Source organism: Sediminibacillus massiliensis (genome assembly GCF_900156915.1).
GTDB lineage: Bacteria > Bacillota > Bacilli > Bacillales > Amphibacillaceae > Sediminibacillus_A > Sediminibacillus_A massiliensis.
On record NZ_LT732535.1, the window covers coordinates 1,549,137 to 1,563,814 of the forward strand.

The 14,678-nt window shown below is 41.4% G+C and carries 17 protein-coding genes, 1 pseudogene and 1 riboswitch; of the genes and pseudogenes, 1 reads left to right on the top strand and 17 read right to left on the bottom strand.

From position 1 onward, the window contains the following. Positions 1–79: 79 nt before the first annotated feature. From bacA to CZ434_RS08630, 11 genes are all read right to left on the bottom strand, one after another. Positions 80–886: an undecaprenyl-diphosphate phosphatase gene (gene bacA, locus CZ434_RS08580; protein WP_077622748.1), complete on the bottom strand. Its 807-nt coding sequence runs from the start codon at positions 884–886 to the stop codon at positions 80–82. A gap of 207 nt (positions 887–1,093) precedes the next feature. Then, on the bottom strand, positions 1,094–1,969 hold the full coding sequence (locus CZ434_RS08585) for a glycine betaine ABC transporter substrate-binding protein (protein WP_077622749.1): 876 nt from the start codon (positions 1,967–1,969) through the stop codon (positions 1,094–1,096). An 18-nt stretch (positions 1,970–1,987) separates the two neighbouring features. Further along, positions 1,988–2,818, bottom strand: coding sequence for an ABC transporter permease (locus CZ434_RS08590; RefSeq protein WP_077622750.1), 831 nt, complete (start codon positions 2,816–2,818; stop codon positions 1,988–1,990). After that, positions 2,815–4,014 carry a quaternary amine ABC transporter ATP-binding protein gene (locus tag CZ434_RS08595; protein WP_077622751.1) on the bottom strand — a complete coding sequence of 400 codons (1,200 nt, stop codon included), beginning with the start codon at positions 4,012–4,014 and terminating at the stop codon, positions 2,815–2,817. The genes CZ434_RS08590 and CZ434_RS08595 overlap by 4 nt, the downstream gene beginning before the upstream one ends. Before the next feature lie 42 nt (positions 4,015–4,056). Further along, positions 4,057–4,524, bottom strand: coding sequence for a thioesterase family protein (locus CZ434_RS08600; protein WP_077622752.1), 468 nt, complete (start codon positions 4,522–4,524; stop codon positions 4,057–4,059). A 27-nt stretch (positions 4,525–4,551) separates the two neighbouring features. Further along, positions 4,552–5,514 (bottom strand): L-carnitine dehydrogenase, encoded by a 963-nt coding sequence (locus CZ434_RS08605; RefSeq protein ID WP_077622753.1) that lies wholly within the window; start codon positions 5,512–5,514, stop codon positions 4,552–4,554. Beyond that, on the bottom strand, positions 5,514–6,407 hold the full coding sequence (locus CZ434_RS08610) for a beta-keto acid cleavage family enzyme (RefSeq protein ID WP_077622754.1): 894 nt from the start codon (positions 6,405–6,407) through the stop codon (positions 5,514–5,516). The genes CZ434_RS08605 and CZ434_RS08610 overlap by 1 nt, the downstream gene beginning before the upstream one ends. Before the next feature lie 312 nt (positions 6,408–6,719). Next, entirely contained in the window at positions 6,720–7,256 is a 537-nt protein-coding gene (locus tag CZ434_RS08615; protein ID WP_077622755.1) for a TetR/AcrR family transcriptional regulator, read from the bottom strand. Between the two features lie 183 nt (positions 7,257–7,439). Beyond that, on the bottom strand, positions 7,440–8,582 hold the full coding sequence (locus CZ434_RS08620) for a DEAD/DEAH box helicase (RefSeq protein ID WP_077622756.1): 1,143 nt from the start codon (positions 8,580–8,582) through the stop codon (positions 7,440–7,442). A gap of 123 nt (positions 8,583–8,705) precedes the next feature. After that, positions 8,706–9,155 (bottom strand): hypothetical protein, encoded by a 450-nt coding sequence (locus CZ434_RS08625; RefSeq protein WP_077622757.1) that lies wholly within the window; start codon positions 9,153–9,155, stop codon positions 8,706–8,708. Positions 9,156–9,373: 218 nt separating this feature from the next. Beyond that, a complete protein-coding gene (locus CZ434_RS08630) occupies positions 9,374–9,892 on the bottom strand; it encodes a YkuS family protein (RefSeq protein ID WP_245830949.1) in 519 nt (172 codons plus the stop codon). 173 nt (positions 9,893–10,065) lie between these two features. Between CZ434_RS08630 and CZ434_RS08635 the strand changes: the two are divergent. Beyond that, a pseudogene (locus tag CZ434_RS08635) lies at positions 10,066–10,248 on the top strand (stress-induced protein, KGG, repeat-containing protein); the annotation flags it as partial. 121 nt (positions 10,249–10,369) lie between these two features. Here the strand turns inward: CZ434_RS08635 and CZ434_RS08640 are convergent. The 6 genes from CZ434_RS08640 to CZ434_RS08675 all read right to left on the bottom strand — a co-directional run bounded on the left by CZ434_RS08640 (position 10,370) and on the right by CZ434_RS08675 (position 14,670). Continuing rightward, on the bottom strand, positions 10,370–10,978 hold the full coding sequence (locus tag CZ434_RS08640) for a transglutaminase-like domain-containing protein (RefSeq protein WP_077622759.1): 609 nt from the start codon (positions 10,976–10,978) through the stop codon (positions 10,370–10,372). 164 nt (positions 10,979–11,142) lie between these two features. Next, positions 11,143–11,604: a hypothetical protein gene (locus CZ434_RS08645; RefSeq protein ID WP_077622760.1), complete on the bottom strand. Its 462-nt coding sequence runs from the start codon at positions 11,602–11,604 to the stop codon at positions 11,143–11,145. A 134-nt stretch (positions 11,605–11,738) separates the two neighbouring features. Continuing rightward, positions 11,739–12,371: a queuosine precursor transporter gene (locus CZ434_RS08650; protein WP_077622761.1), complete on the bottom strand. Its 633-nt coding sequence runs from the start codon at positions 12,369–12,371 to the stop codon at positions 11,739–11,741. Between the two features lie 51 nt (positions 12,372–12,422). Continuing rightward, on the bottom strand, positions 12,423–12,920 hold the full coding sequence (queF, locus tag CZ434_RS08655; protein WP_077622762.1) for a preQ(1) synthase: 498 nt from the start codon (positions 12,918–12,920) through the stop codon (positions 12,423–12,425). An 86-nt stretch (positions 12,921–13,006) separates the two neighbouring features. Continuing rightward, a riboswitch (PreQ1 riboswitch) is annotated at positions 13,007–13,053 on the bottom strand. 847 nt (positions 13,054–13,900) lie between these two features. Continuing rightward, a complete protein-coding gene (locus CZ434_RS08670) occupies positions 13,901–14,065 on the bottom strand; it encodes a YqaE/Pmp3 family membrane protein (protein WP_077622765.1) in 165 nt (54 codons plus the stop codon). Positions 14,066–14,127: 62 nt separating this feature from the next. Further along, positions 14,128–14,670, bottom strand: coding sequence for an RNA polymerase sigma factor (locus tag CZ434_RS08675; RefSeq protein WP_077622766.1), 543 nt, complete (start codon positions 14,668–14,670; stop codon positions 14,128–14,130). Positions 14,671–14,678: the final 8 nt, after the last annotated feature.

Sequence of the window (14,678 nt, forward strand, 5' to 3'; positions counted from 1 at the left end):
AGCCCCCCTTAGTTTTTTCGTACTATAGAATACGTAACAGAAACTTAATGGTTTCAAATTGATAGAATTCACTTGAGGATTATATGATAAATATCCAAAATACAACCGCCAATAATACACGGTAAATCGCAAAGGGAATCAACTTCACTCTATTAATCAATTGCAGAAAAAATTTAATCGCAATCAGCGCTACAAAAAACGCTGTAACGAAACCAGTAGCAAATAACGGGATATCGTTAACTGTCAGATACCCCCAGCTTTCCCACAGGTCTTTTCCCGATGCGGCAAACATGATCGGGATAGCCATGATGAAGGTGAATTCAGCCGCAGTTTTGTGGTTCATACCTACAAGGAGCCCCCCGGACAAACTGGCACCTGCACGAGAAAAGCCCGGTGCAAGTGCAAAGCATTGAAACAACCCCACTGCAAATGCCTGCTTGTACGTAATTTGATCAAGAGTAACTGCGGCAGGACTCTTCGCTTTAAAGAATTCTGCGATTACCATCAGGACAGCTCCGGCAATTAAAGTAAATACTACTGTTTGGGTAGAAAACAACTGACTTTTGATAAAATCATAGAAAAAGAAACCGCACGCAAAAAAGGGGGCAATCCCTGCTGCTATATGCCAAACACTGAGCCTTCCTATCGATTGCTGGTGACTCTCTCTTCGGCCGATACCCAGGATATTCAAAATCCGGTTCCAAAATAGAAAAACGACCGCAAGAATAGATCCAAGCTGGATAACGACTTCAAACGTACTTGCCCTAACCGTCCCTTCAAATCCTAACAGATGACCGACCAAGATCATGTGGCCGGTTGATGAAACCGGAGCAAACTCCGTCAAACCCTCTACAACCCCTAAAATGAAGCCGATAATGATGTCCAAATACCATTTCTCCTATACAATAAAATTCTTAAAGGTAATTTATTATCGTCTACAAATCATAAAAAGTAAATAGGAAATTATGGACTTATCTGGCAATCGCAGCTACAAAATTCGTCATGAAAGGTAGTGTTATCATTTCCCGGGAAATGATTTTGCATTTTAAGACAAAAAACCCGCCCTTATGCCCAGGACGGGTTTTGAGTAAAATTATTCTCCGATCATTTTGTTCACTTTCTCTTGATTGTTGTCAATCCACTCTTGTGCTACTTCTGTTTCATCAGCACCTTCCTCGATTTTAACAATCATTTCTTCGACGTCATCAATTGGTATGCTCCAGTTGCTTAAGAATTCATATGCCTCCGGTGCTTTGTCTTTTAAGTTATTGTTTGTCACCACGTGGACGGAAGAAGTTTCAAAGAAGCCTTTGTCATCCTCCAATACTTTCAAATCGTATTTGTTGAACATCGTATGGGGTCTCCAGCCGAAGAATACAACTGGCTCTTCTTGCTTCATCAAGCGGGAAGCTTGAGCTAGCATTCCCCCTTCACTGGAAGCAACATGTTCCATATCCAGCCCGTATGCTTTAATCAACTCTTTCGATGTTTTCGTAGCGGAGGCACCTTCTTCAATGCCGTAGTACTTGTTATCAAATATATCTTCATTGCCTCCAATATCACTGATGGAATTAATATCTTCCATATAAGTTGGTACAACCCAGCCTGTTTCTGCTTCCGGATAACTTACTGCTGTATCTTCTATAGAATCAGAGTATTTTTCAAAATAGTTTTCATGCATCGGCATCCAGGAATCCATGAATACATCCAAGTCTCCCCGGGAAAGCCCAGTGAAAACACCGCCTACATCGGCTTTCGTTTCTTCAACAGTATATCCCATATCTTCCAGGATCAATCCGGCCACCTTCGTCGGAGGAACGGTCGTCGTCCATGGTGCCACGCCGAATGTTATAGTTGGTTTGCCTTCATCTGAATTAGTTGAAGCTTCTTCACCTTGACTATCAGCTCCACATGCTGAAATAATCCCTAATACAAGTATCATTACTAAGCTAAAGATGATTTTTTTCATATCTTTTACTCCCTCTCGTTAAACTTTTTGGCCAAGCCCTTGTGTAATCCTGTCTAAAATAATCGCCAGAACGACAATTCCTAATCCTCCGGTCAAACCTAGTCCTACATTCACATTGGAAATGCCGGAAAGTACGGTAGAACCAAGACCTGGCGCACCAATCATAGAGGCGATGACTGCCATAGACAACGCCAGCATGATTGTTTGATTTACTCCTGCCATAATTGTCGGCACTGCCATGGGCAATTGAACTTTGAATAACAACTGCCATGATGTGGATCCAAAAGCTTGTGATGCTTCAATAACATCTTTCGGAACCTGCTTGATTCCCAGGTTCGTCATCCGTACTGCTGGGGGAGTAGCAAATACAAATGTAGCTACGACTGCTGGTACTCCACCAAGGCCGAATAATAGAATTGCTGGAATTAGATAGACAAAGCTTGGCAGTGTCTGCATAAAGTCCAATACTGGCCTAAGAATTTCATTGGCCACTTTACTTTTAGCACTCATAATCCCAAGCGGGACACCGATCACAACAGAAAGCAATGTCGCAACAAGAACAACCGCTATTGTCTGCATGGCATCCGGCCATAAATTTACAGCCCCTAAATAAATGCAACCAATAAAAGTAAATAAAGCTACTCCTTTTCCGGCAAGTTTCCAAGATAATAAAATCAATAGGATCGCTAACACTTCTGCAGGTATGAAAAGCAATAGATTGGTAACTCCCTCGACGAAAGAACCAATTACTTCACTTACACTGTCAAAGAACCCGCCCATTACTGGCAAAAGCCAATTATCCACGAAATTATTTGTCCATTCTTCCAAGGGTAATTGGAAATAATTCATCCTGCTGTCACCTCATCTTTTTCTTTTCCTAGAACAAGTCCGGAAAGGATTGAGACACGGGAAATGATTCCAAGCAGTCTATCGTCTTCTACCACTGTGATCGGATATTTCGTCTCAGCAGCATACCCAAACAAATCATTTAGCGATGTATCAGGGGAAGTACGATGGAAATCCTCTCTTAATACTTGTTCCATTGGAATGTTTTCTTTGTATGCCTTGATGGCATCATCAATCGTCAGTAAACCTTTCAACTGTTTGTTTTTATCGACCACATATATACTGGATAGACCAGCTTCTTCCATTTTTCTGACCGCAACACGAGGACCGTCTTTATAGGTTGTCAGTACTTCTGGTTTTTTCATAATTTGTGATGCTTCCAATACTTTGGAACGATCGACATCTTCCACAAAATTGGAAACATAATTATTAGCCGGATTTGTCAGAATTTCTTCCGATGTTCCAATTTGAACGATTTCCCCATCCTTCATGATTGCAATTCTGTCTCCTAACTTCAGTGCTTCATCCAAATCATGAGTGATAAAGATAATCGTTTTGTCATATTTATTTTGCAGGTTCAAGAGCTCATCCTGCATTTCTTTCCTTATTAAGGGATCAAGAGCACTGAAAGCTTCATCCATTAACAGGATGTCTGTATCATTGGCAAGTGCTCTGGCAAGTCCGACCCTTTGCTGCATACCACCGCTTAATTGATCAGGAACATTGTCTTCATAACCTTTCAGTCCAACATCCTCGATAGCTTTTAGAGCCGATTTTTCTCGTTCTTCTTTCTTTACACCCTGAATTTCCAAACCATAAGCTACATTCGACAGCACCGTACGATGTGGAAATAAACCAAATTTTTGGAATACCATTCCAAGTTTCTTTCGTCTTGTCTCCGTCAAGGTTTGTTTATTCATCTTGGTAATATCGCTGCCCTCGATAAGAATCTCGCCATCTGTTGGTTCAATTAACCGGTTAATCAAACGGATCAAGGTCGATTTACCACTTCCTGAAAGACCCATGATGACGAAGAATTCTCCGGCTTTTACAGAAAAGGAGGCCCGGTTGACCCCCACCGTCATTCCTGTTTTAGTAAGAATCTCCCGTTTCGATTGACCGGCATTTAACTTCTTCATCCCATCTTTAGGATGGCTTCCGAATATTTTAGTAAGGTTTTGAACTTCGATTTTATTCATAAGAATTCTCCTCTTTGTTCATTCCCAAATGCTTAGAAACAATTATTTTTTTCTAATACAGATTGTTCTTCCTGCTTGTTGTGGTATTTCATGTCCGGCACTCATGTCCTCAAGTTTTTGGACATTATCTGACACACTTTCAGGAAACGGGGCCGGACGCCCTTCAACAGTGCCAATTCCCATCAACATTTGCTCACTCGTAGCAATTGCTTCATCGTTATCATTTTTCATGGTAAAGAATACATGGAGACGTTTAGCGTCACGGTCCAGCAAATGAACTTCCACGTTCAGATCCTGGCCTTCATGCGCTTCTTTCAAATAGCAAAGATGTGTTTCCAATGTATAAATTGTGTAAGACAGTTTATCAATAGAATCACTGTCCAGTCCGATTTTTCCCATTAAGGCATCTACTGCCATACTGAATACCTTCGCATACGCTGCATCATTCATATGGCCATTGTAGTCCACCCATTCCTTAGATACTTTGCACGCAAGTACTTGATTGTTCATGTACAAGCTCCTTCCCCGTTAAAGATATTAGTTTTTGGCAAGCTGTTTTGATTCCGGCCAGTATTCCTCCACTAAATCCAACAGGCGTACAAGGAACTCATTCCGCCTCTGTTCCAAGTCGGCTACTGATTGATCTCCGGCGTGTGTTTCACAGCCTGTAATAACCTTTTCTTTCAATTCATCTGTTAATTCAGGTGCTTCTAACTTCGTCCATGGCAGCTTGAGTGCCGGACCGAATTGTTCGAGCATATGGCGCATTCCTTGCGCTCCGCCGGCTAGATGGAAAGTCAGGAATGGTCCCATCTGTGCCCAACGCAAACCAGCGCCGTACACGATAGCCGCATCAACTTCCTCTGTTGTCGCGACACCGTCGTTCACAAGGTGAAGTGCTTCTCTCCAAAGTGCTTCCATCAAACGGTCGGCTACATGACCTTCAATTTCATGACGGACAACCAAAGGTTTCATGTTAATAGATTCGTAAAAAGAGTGTGCACGATCGATTACTTCCTGATCTGTTTTCTGTCCTCCGACCAATTCGACCAACGGAAGAATGTACACTGGATTAAATGGGTGTGCTACGATTACACGATTAGGATTTTTACAGTCCTTTTGCAATGTGCTCGGTGTGATTCCAGAAGTACTTGACGCAATAATGGCATCCTCTTTCGCCAATAAATCAATCGAGGCAAGTAAGTTCCTCTTCAACTCTTCCCGTTCAGGAACATTTTCCTGAATGATATCTGCATCTGCAACGGCTGACTCTAAATCTGTTGTGAATGCCAAACGGTCTCGGGAGGCACCTGGGGCAAGGCCCATTTTTTCCATCGCAGGCCATGCATGGTCGACAGCGGCACGAGTACGTTCTTCAGCACCTTCTGCCGGATCTGTTGCGATTACATCAAATCCCTGTGCAAGACAGCGAGCGATCCACCCATTTCCGATGACTCCCGTTCCGACTACAGCTACTTTGTTTACTGTTGTATTTGTCATTAGTTGTTACCTCCGTTCGGGTTTCTCAAGCCCAAATATTTTCTCGCTTCCTGCGGGCTCATTGGTTGTTGTCCATTTGCGTTAAGCATGTTCACTGCTTTATCAACTAACTGGTCGTTTCTTGCAACGACACCTTTACTCAAATAAATATTGTCTTCCAGGCCGACACGCACGTTTCCGCCTAGTAGTGCGGATTGTGCCGCAACCGGAATTTGCATGCGGCCGATTCCGAATGCCGACCAGTGAGCATTTTGTGGAATACGGTTTTTCATGTAGTTCATCGTTTCCACATCCGCTTCTGCTCCCCATGGAATTCCTAAGCAAAATTGGAACATTGGATCATCCTCGATCAAACCTTCGCTTATCAATTGATTTGCAAAACGAAGATGGCCTGTATCAAAGCATTCCAATTCCGGCTTTACACCGCTTTCCTGGATTAATTTTGCTTGTTGTCTGAGCCAGTCGGTAGGACTGAAATAAATCATGTTGCCGAAATTGACGCTTCCGCAGTCAAGCGTGCACATTTCCGGAAGCAATTCGCCAACCGGTTTATGCCTTTCCTCTGGTGTTTGGATATCTGTACCGTCTCCTCCAGCGGCTGGTGTTTCAAGGCTTGGAAGGAAATCTCCCCCACCTCCAGAAGTGATGTTAATGATGACGTCTGTCTCTGACTCGCGAATCCGGTCAACAATTTCCCGGTAGTAATCGACGCTATGGCTGATTCCTCCGGTTTCAGGATCTCTGGCATGAACGTGAGCAATGGTGGCGCCTGCCTTTGCCGAATCAATTGCAGATTCTGCTATTTCTTTCGGAGTTACCGGGACGTTCGGGTTTTTCTTTATCGTATCACCGGCACCTGTTACCGCAGCTGTTAAAAGAACTTTTGATTTCATCGATAATTCCTCCCTGTATAAAGTTCATTTTTATATTTTTTTAGGCTTTATTAGGTATTTAGCTCGTTCGTTTAAGCACAGCGATTACTATACCATCCAGACGGTAAATTAATCAACAGCGCAAAAAACAATGAAAAGGGATTCAAATTTCTGAGTATTGAAGTTAATAGTCGATAAAACCTATAATAAGAGCATTTCAGTTTTGATTTTTTGTACAGAAAAAATTTTATAAAAAAATTTTTTTAATCGTAGAATCATAAAAAAAAGACACTATCCAAAAAGATAATGCCTTCGCCCTGTTATTTAATTTTTTTAATCGTCCACCCAATCGGACAAAGTGTCGTATACCTGTTGTTTCCGATCAGCGTCCAGATGATAGATGTCGAATAATTCAGAAAGCCAGATCCCATCTGTCGCCAGCCGGATGATGGTCGACTTGACAGGATCAATTCCATCTGTTTCGATGTTCTTCTGCCATTTTTCATAAGCACTCTTGATAGGTTGCAGCAAGTCTGGATTAACTGCTTTAGCTGCTAACAAACCTGCATTCATATCTTTATGCTGATAGGTCTGGTTAAAGGTAACGTTCAAAAATGCCCGAGTCCATTTCCCATTCTCTTCCGGATCACTCTCCGCATTATTTTGGATCTTTGCCATATAATTATCCGCAAGATGCTCAACCATTCCTTCCACCAGTGCTTCCTTAGAGGGAAAGTGGTATAGTAGACCGCCCTTGCTTATTCCTGCTTCTTTTGCCACTGCCTCCAAGGTTAAATTGAAAATCCCCTGCTTGCTGACAATACTTGCTGCTGCATGGAGAATCTCCACCTTTCTTGACCCTCTGTTCATTGCAATCTCCTTCTCAGTACCCGAAAATTTTCGCAAATATCGAATCTCTATATTCACGCTTTTTCTATTAGTAACACATCCTTGCAAAAGTAGAAAGTAAATTTATCCAGGATCGGACATGGAAATCACCTGGAAATGCAAGTTTGGAGCAAGTTTTAGCGCCCTGTAATTTTTTTAATCCGGCTATTTTGGATTTATAAGCTTACCTTTTACAAGCTGTTTTCTACATAATTTGACATTCATATTTGTTGCAATCTTTTGCAATTGTTTTTCCTCTTGCTCGGTGATGATAGAAATCACTGTACCACCAGCTGTGCCAAGCCTTCCAATTCTACCGGCCCGATGGATATACTGGTCCGTGTTTTCAGGCAAGTCCAGATTGATAATATGGGTTATATCCTTTATGTCCAATCCTCTTGCGGCTACGTCTGTTGCCAGGACTATTGGTTTATTTCCGGAACGGAATTCTTTAATCGTTTTTTCCCGTTCCTGTTTTTTAGATTCCCCATGAATGACTCCAGCTTCAATCCCTTTGTATTCAAGTTTCTCTGCAGATACAGACAGATTACCGATATCTCTAACAAAAGCCAGTGCTTTCATTTCCGAGCCTCTGATTAGTTTACGTAGTGTATCCAATTTCTGACGTGCTTCCGTCACCAAATAGACATGTTCTACTGGCGGTGTTTCGACTTCATCCTTTGTCACTCGGATTATCTCCGGTTTATTCATTAATTTTTGTGCTGAATCTGCAACCTGCTCAGATAACGTGGCAGAAAAAAGTACGATTTGTCTATCACTCATGGTACTTTTGACAACAGCCTGGATTGTTTGTTGATGCTCCGGATTGAATAATTGGTCTGCTTCGTCAAACACCAATGTTTTCACCTCATGCATTTTCAACTTTTTCTTATTGATCAATTCCATTACCCGGCCAGGTGTACCAATGATAATCTGTGGGCGTTTCTTCAATTTTTCCAGTTGACGTTTAACATTTGCCCCGCCAATCAATGTGATACCAGTTATGCCGCTCCCTTCTGCCCATGCCTGAAGCTCTTTGTGGATCTGCATAACGAGCTCATGACTCGAGGCCAGGATGACAGCCTGCACATGCTTATGCTCCGGGTTTATATGCTGCATTAATGGAAGTAAGTATGCAAGTGTTTTACCGCTTCCCGTCGGTGCTTCGGCAATGACATCTTTTCCCTCTGATATTAAGGGGACAGCCCTCGACTGAACGGCAGTAGCCTTCTCAAACCCCGCATTATGCCAAGCATCCTGCAAAAAAGACTTTGGTGTTTCAAAAAGTTGTTCTAAATGAGTATTCATATCGATATCCTCTCCAAACAAGTAAGTCTGTTATTTATTATGACCCTGTATTTCTCAATCATAAACAGATTATCTTGATTATGCTATCTTCCTGCTGTATTACTTGCATAGAAACTGTATGTATTATGCACCCATTGTCAAAATAGCGACAACTCCTATGATTGGTATAGTTGAAACAAGCCCAATCCCTATAAAAATAGTCGAATTGACAAATGCCCTGGACTGCTCCGATAAATCCTTAATAGACATTAAACGAGTTCGAGTTAAAATGACATTCAACATGCCGAACAGGAGTATTACCAAGATAAACAGAATAGGAAACATTAATTGAAGACTGTTGGCGTTGTATGACTCTATTTGAACGAAACCGAACACAATCAACAAAATCGGAATAACTTCAATGATAGCGACTTTGATAAAAAAGCGCGTCGTTTCTTTTTGGAAAGACTCTGTAGTAACTGTCTTGCCTTCCTCCAGTCTTTTTTCAGCTGTCCCTGCCATTTGTTTAAAGGCAACTACAATCCCCGTCACAGCGATAACCGCCGCTAACACAAATAACCAACCTGGATTCACATCTAACATCCTTTCTAATCTAATAATTGATATGGAATTTTATCCTGAAAACCTATTCTTCATCATAGCACGAAATAGCATCACATGGATTCAACAAATTTAAAAAATTTCGGCTTCCAAAATGTTGTACGCTCCTTTACTCTTGGACAATAAAAAAAAGCTGTCGAGAGTTCTCTCTCGACAGCTTGACAGCACGCAAACCATATTTGAATAGTCTGTTATACTTTTTGTGGTAATTCTTCCTCTTGAACCACCAGTTCATTTTCATTTTGCTGATTATCTTCTTTTTTCTTACCTGGCTTCATCTCTTTCACTTTACCGGTAAGATTGTTTGTCTGTTCTTTTGCTTGATTCATCTTTCCATTTAAATCATCCCGTAGGTCCTTCCCATTTTTAGGAGCCAATAAAAGGCCGGCTGTCGCTCCAACTATGCTCCCGACTGCTATGCCGCTGAACAACCCTTTGGCAGTAAAGTTGGATGATGCTTTTTTATCGATCGCACCGGTTCTTAGAAGACGAGTTTCCACATCAGTAACAATCTTCTTGACACTTCTTCCCTTTGCTTCCACTAATGGCACGTTCATATGCAAGTCAGCCAAATCTTCTTTATCTCTGACCACGCAGCAGTCAAAGTCGACTGCATCGACTTTTCTCTGCAACATTTCAGCTTCATAGCCTTTGTTAATCAATTTCTGTTTTACATCCTTAAATGGTTCTTCTACCGCTATTCTTACCATACTATCCCTCCGTAAAATTTCTTTAATGTGTAAACAATACCCCGACAGGACACGATCTAAACTCTATTTTGCATTACTAATAAAACTAGTAATAAGATGTTTGAAGTTCTTCCAAAGCGTGAATAGTTCTTATATAGAAGCCAACAAATACTAATTCGAAAGGAGTTTTACAAATGGCTGAAAACAATAACAACAAAAAGATGTCTGTAGAAGAAGCGGGTCGCAAAGGCGGAGAAACAACTTCTAAAAATCATGATCAGGAATTTTATGAAGAGATTGGTAAAAAAGGCGGAGAAACCACGTCAAAGAACCATGACAAGGAATTCTATGAAGAAATTGGCAAAAAAGGCGGAGAGGAAAGAGGCCGCCAACAGCAAAATAACAATAACTCATAAAAATAAAGCTGGAAAGAGGCTGTCCGAAATGGACGGCCTTTTTTTCGTTCATTTGAATACCCACCATGCAGCAAGCTTCTAGTTAAATACTGTTGGGCAAATGGTGTTTATACATCTTTACAGCATCATTCGCTTTCTGCAAGATGCCGGTTGTTGCTGGATGTGGATCACAATAGACAACGGGATAATCTTTCTCGTCCAGTTGCTCATTAACATTAAAGGCAAGTTTTTCGTTGTAAATGGAAAATTCCGCTTCCACTCCTTGTTTATTTCCCCGGGCATCGAGACGGATCCATTCATCGACAGTCTCCAGGTACACGGCATTTAGAGCATGTATGCAATATCCCTTTTCAGGCGTATCAAATAACTGCAAACGCTGATAACAAAAACCCGAAGCAATCCCTTGAGACCGTAGCAAAGCTGCCAATAGCATCGTTTTCGAATAGCAGATTCCATGCTGAGCCAGCAACACCTCTGAAGCTGTCTTAGTAACTTCGGGTGCTTGAATATCCCATGAATGGTTTACCTGGTCACGGACATATTCATATGCATTTTTCACTTTGCTTACTTCCGTCTGTGCCGGCACAAATAGTCCCTCAGACAATTCCCGTATTGCTGGGTGGTTAAAGTCGACCTCCTTTGTCTCCTTCAAATAATACTCTATATCCGAATACTCACAAATCAGATTCATGTTCACGCCCTCCTCGCATTCTCACATTGGTTGTTTATAGGCCTCTAGCCTTTTGACTCGATTTTTTGTTGGTCTATGACTCCCTTTAAAGAACACAATTTGATTAAATCACGACAACCACCGCCAAGAAGCCCATATCACTATATCCAGTCCATTCATTCCCCTTAATCAACACTGAACATAGACGTTTTTTCTTTCTGAAATCCTGTTACCAGACTGTATCCCAGTATAAATTGAAATATATATATAACAGCAGGACCTTCGACCATTAGTAAATTAAAATGCTGATTTGGTATCTCCAAAAATTTCAAAGGTCCCGAGAAATAGACAAGGTAGGGATAATAAGCAAAATAGAAGGAAGGCAACCCGATACTAAGAAACCTACCAAGGTTGAATTTCCACCTGCCTGATTTTTGCTTTTCTCTAAATAAACCTAAACAACCAACAGCAATTCCGATCAAGGGATAAGCAAGGAAGGCAAACAGCATTCTTGGAAGTATTTTAAAGGTTGATTCTGCATGCTGCTCTAATTCGTAGTCTACAGAAATAATGACAAAAATCAGGGAGAATAAGAACAAGGCATACAAAACATACCATTTAAAGTTCTTGAAGGTCAGTTTAATCATCTCCTTGTTGTACTTGCTCTATCATCTCATAATCACTTCCTTGTTAACTTAATATTCTAACAATTTATAAAGTAGAAAGAAAGCAAAAAAATAAACAGAGCACCTGAATTATAAATCAAGTGCCCTGTTTATCATTAAGCAACCATTGTCTTATGATTATTTTTAGCGTCTGACCGTTTGGCCCATTTTACAAGCAGGTATGCTATCGGGGTATCGATTACAGCAACAATTAGTTTGAAAATATATTGCGTAATTACCATTCCTATCAGTACAGAGAACGGGACAACTCCCCAAAAAGCAATCGTTATAAAGAGAATGGTATCAATCAGCTGACTGGTCATAGTCGATAAATTGTTCCTAAGCCAAAGCTTTTTATCGCCATGTTTTGCCTTAAGCCGGTGAAAAATTGAAACATCCAGGTTTTGGCTCGCTACATAAGAGATCAAGCTTGCCAGCATAACGCGGAAGCTTCCGCCAAGTATCATTTCAAATTCCGACTGCATACCAAAATCAGCAGCAGGAGGCAGCTGAATCGCTATAAATATAAATATCATGGCGACAACCTGTGTAAGGAAGCCGGCTTGAACGATTTTGCGTGCTGCATCTTTCCCGTAAACCTCTCCGATAACGTCTGTAACCAAGTAAGTAATCACATAAGCAACAGCCGCGGCCGGCAACACAAAACCTGATACACTAATCAATTTAACTCCTAAAATATTGGCAATAATCAAGAGCCCTACAAACAGGGCGTTCAAATATACAAACATATAAGTTCTCTCTCCTTCTTGGGAGAAATGTTCAATGCTACCCTCTGCAGTTTAACGGTTATCGATTTTTTCCGGATATAGATCGTGATTCATCATACGGTGGTCTGCCATTTGTTCAAACTTTGTACCTGGTTTGCCATAATTACAATATGGATCAATGGAGATTCCACCGCGGGGGGTGAATTTACCCCAAACTTCGATGTAACGGGGATCCATCAAATCGATCAGGTCATTCATAATGATATTCATGCTGTCTTCATGGAAATCACCATGGTTTCTGAAACTGAACAAGTACAGTTTGAGAGATTTACTTTCTACCATCTTCACATCGGGAATATAGCTGATATAGACGGTACCGAAATCAGGCTGCCGTGTTTTCGGACAAAGGGTGGTGAATTCCGGGCAATTGAACTTTACAAAGTAATCCCTGTTTGGATGCTGATTATCAAAAGTTTCAAGCACTTCAGGTGTATAATCAAATGAATAGTTTGTACCCTGGCTTCCTAACAATGTAACATCTGTCAATTCTTCTTCTCTTCTGCCTGCCATAGGTCTGCCTCCTTATAATAGATCTCAAGTAATTAAAAAAACCACGCCCTAAGGGACATGGTTGATAGTTGATAAAATCACGTCAAATGTCCTTAGTTTTTTATAGAGGGTTGTAGCTAAGAACCTCTCCCGTATATATACGGTGATGATTTTTACACTCGATTAATTATATAGACTGGCAGATTAGGTGTCAAGGAAAAAAACATGTCCCCTCTTTTGATGATGCATTTCATATTGTAAGTCCGCTAATATCTGAGCAGCTAACCAGTAAGACTAACTTACAGTTGAGGGAAACTGCGACATAGTGAAAATTCCTTCTAGGGAGACTTCCTCTCGTTCTGATTATAAATGACTGGTATGGCCTCGCTGCGGCAGAACACTTCGCTTTCCATGGGCACGGCCTCAGTCTCCTCATCAGCAAAGTACGCTTCTTGCGGGGTCTTCGGACACGCGCTGCTCCCATAGGAGTCTACGTATTCTGCCTTCGCTGGTAGGAGTTTTCTGAATTTCGATGTTAAGATACCTATGTTAGACACCTTCAGGATCACTTCTCACCTAATCAGAAAACTTATACCAAGCTGCGGAAAAATGCGAGACTCCTTGAAAATAAAGGTCGATTTTCTGCATGCGGTGTAAATTCAAGGAGGTCTTTTCAAAGTCCTGTGGGAAAGGAACAGTCTGAAGACCCCGCAGTGATGCGTCTGCGTCTTCTAGTATCGCTTCGTAGTAAGCTTCCTCGACGCATGGTTTTCGGTGGGACGAGTAATCGCAGTCCCAAGGGAGCAAAGGAGCCTGCCCAAGTAGTACCCTGGCTGAAGCGTTCCCCACGGAAAGCGAGTATTTTTCCGCAGCGCTGGACTACCACTCAACTCGAAAAGAATGGAAGGAAGCCAGAAAAAGTCATGTCGTAGTTTATGGATATTACGAAAAACTACTACTATGGAATACAAAAGCCGCTCAAAATGAGCGGCTTTTTGTGTTTATGCCAGTTTGCCATTTTTATAGTCTTTGACAACTAACGCTGCATGGACAGCACCTGGAACGAATAGAATCAAGGTTAATATGAGATTCAAAATTGCCTTCATGGGTTTGCCAGTAAATAATACCGCAACGGGCGGAAGGATAATCGCCAATAGATATAGCATAGTTTACCTCCTAATAGTATTGCTTATATCTGCAATTCCCCGCTTTCCAAAACTCTAATCATTCAAGCAGGCAAAACCATTCCATCTCCAGCCTGATCCTTCTTTTTTTCCAGTTTCGCTTTCATCTGATGGCGGGCTCGGTAAAGCCTTGTTTTTACTGTACCAACCGGGATGTTCAAAGCAAGAGCAATTTCTGCCTCTTTCCATTGCTCCCGGTATTTCAACAGAAAAACTTTTCTGAGACTGTAGGTTAATAGTGACAACTCTTGCATAATTTCTTGCTCCATACTCCATTGTTCAACTTCCCGCTCTACGTTTTCCCTTGCTTGGAAAGACGAACATTCTATTTCAAATGAAACATGTCTAGCTCGCTTTTGTTTTCTAAGAAAATCAACAGCCGTTCTGGAAGAAATCGAGGCTAGCCAAGCTCCAGTTTTGTCCGGGTCCTTTCTCGTCCCTATATGTGCTAATGCTTTTATAAAGGTTTCCTGCGTTACATCTTCTGCCAGGCACTCATCTTTCAAGATTCGGTAAGCCACTTTGTAAACTCTATAATAAAATCTCCTGTATATTTTGCAGAAGTCAACTTTTTCAACTGCTTCCATCCTTCTCC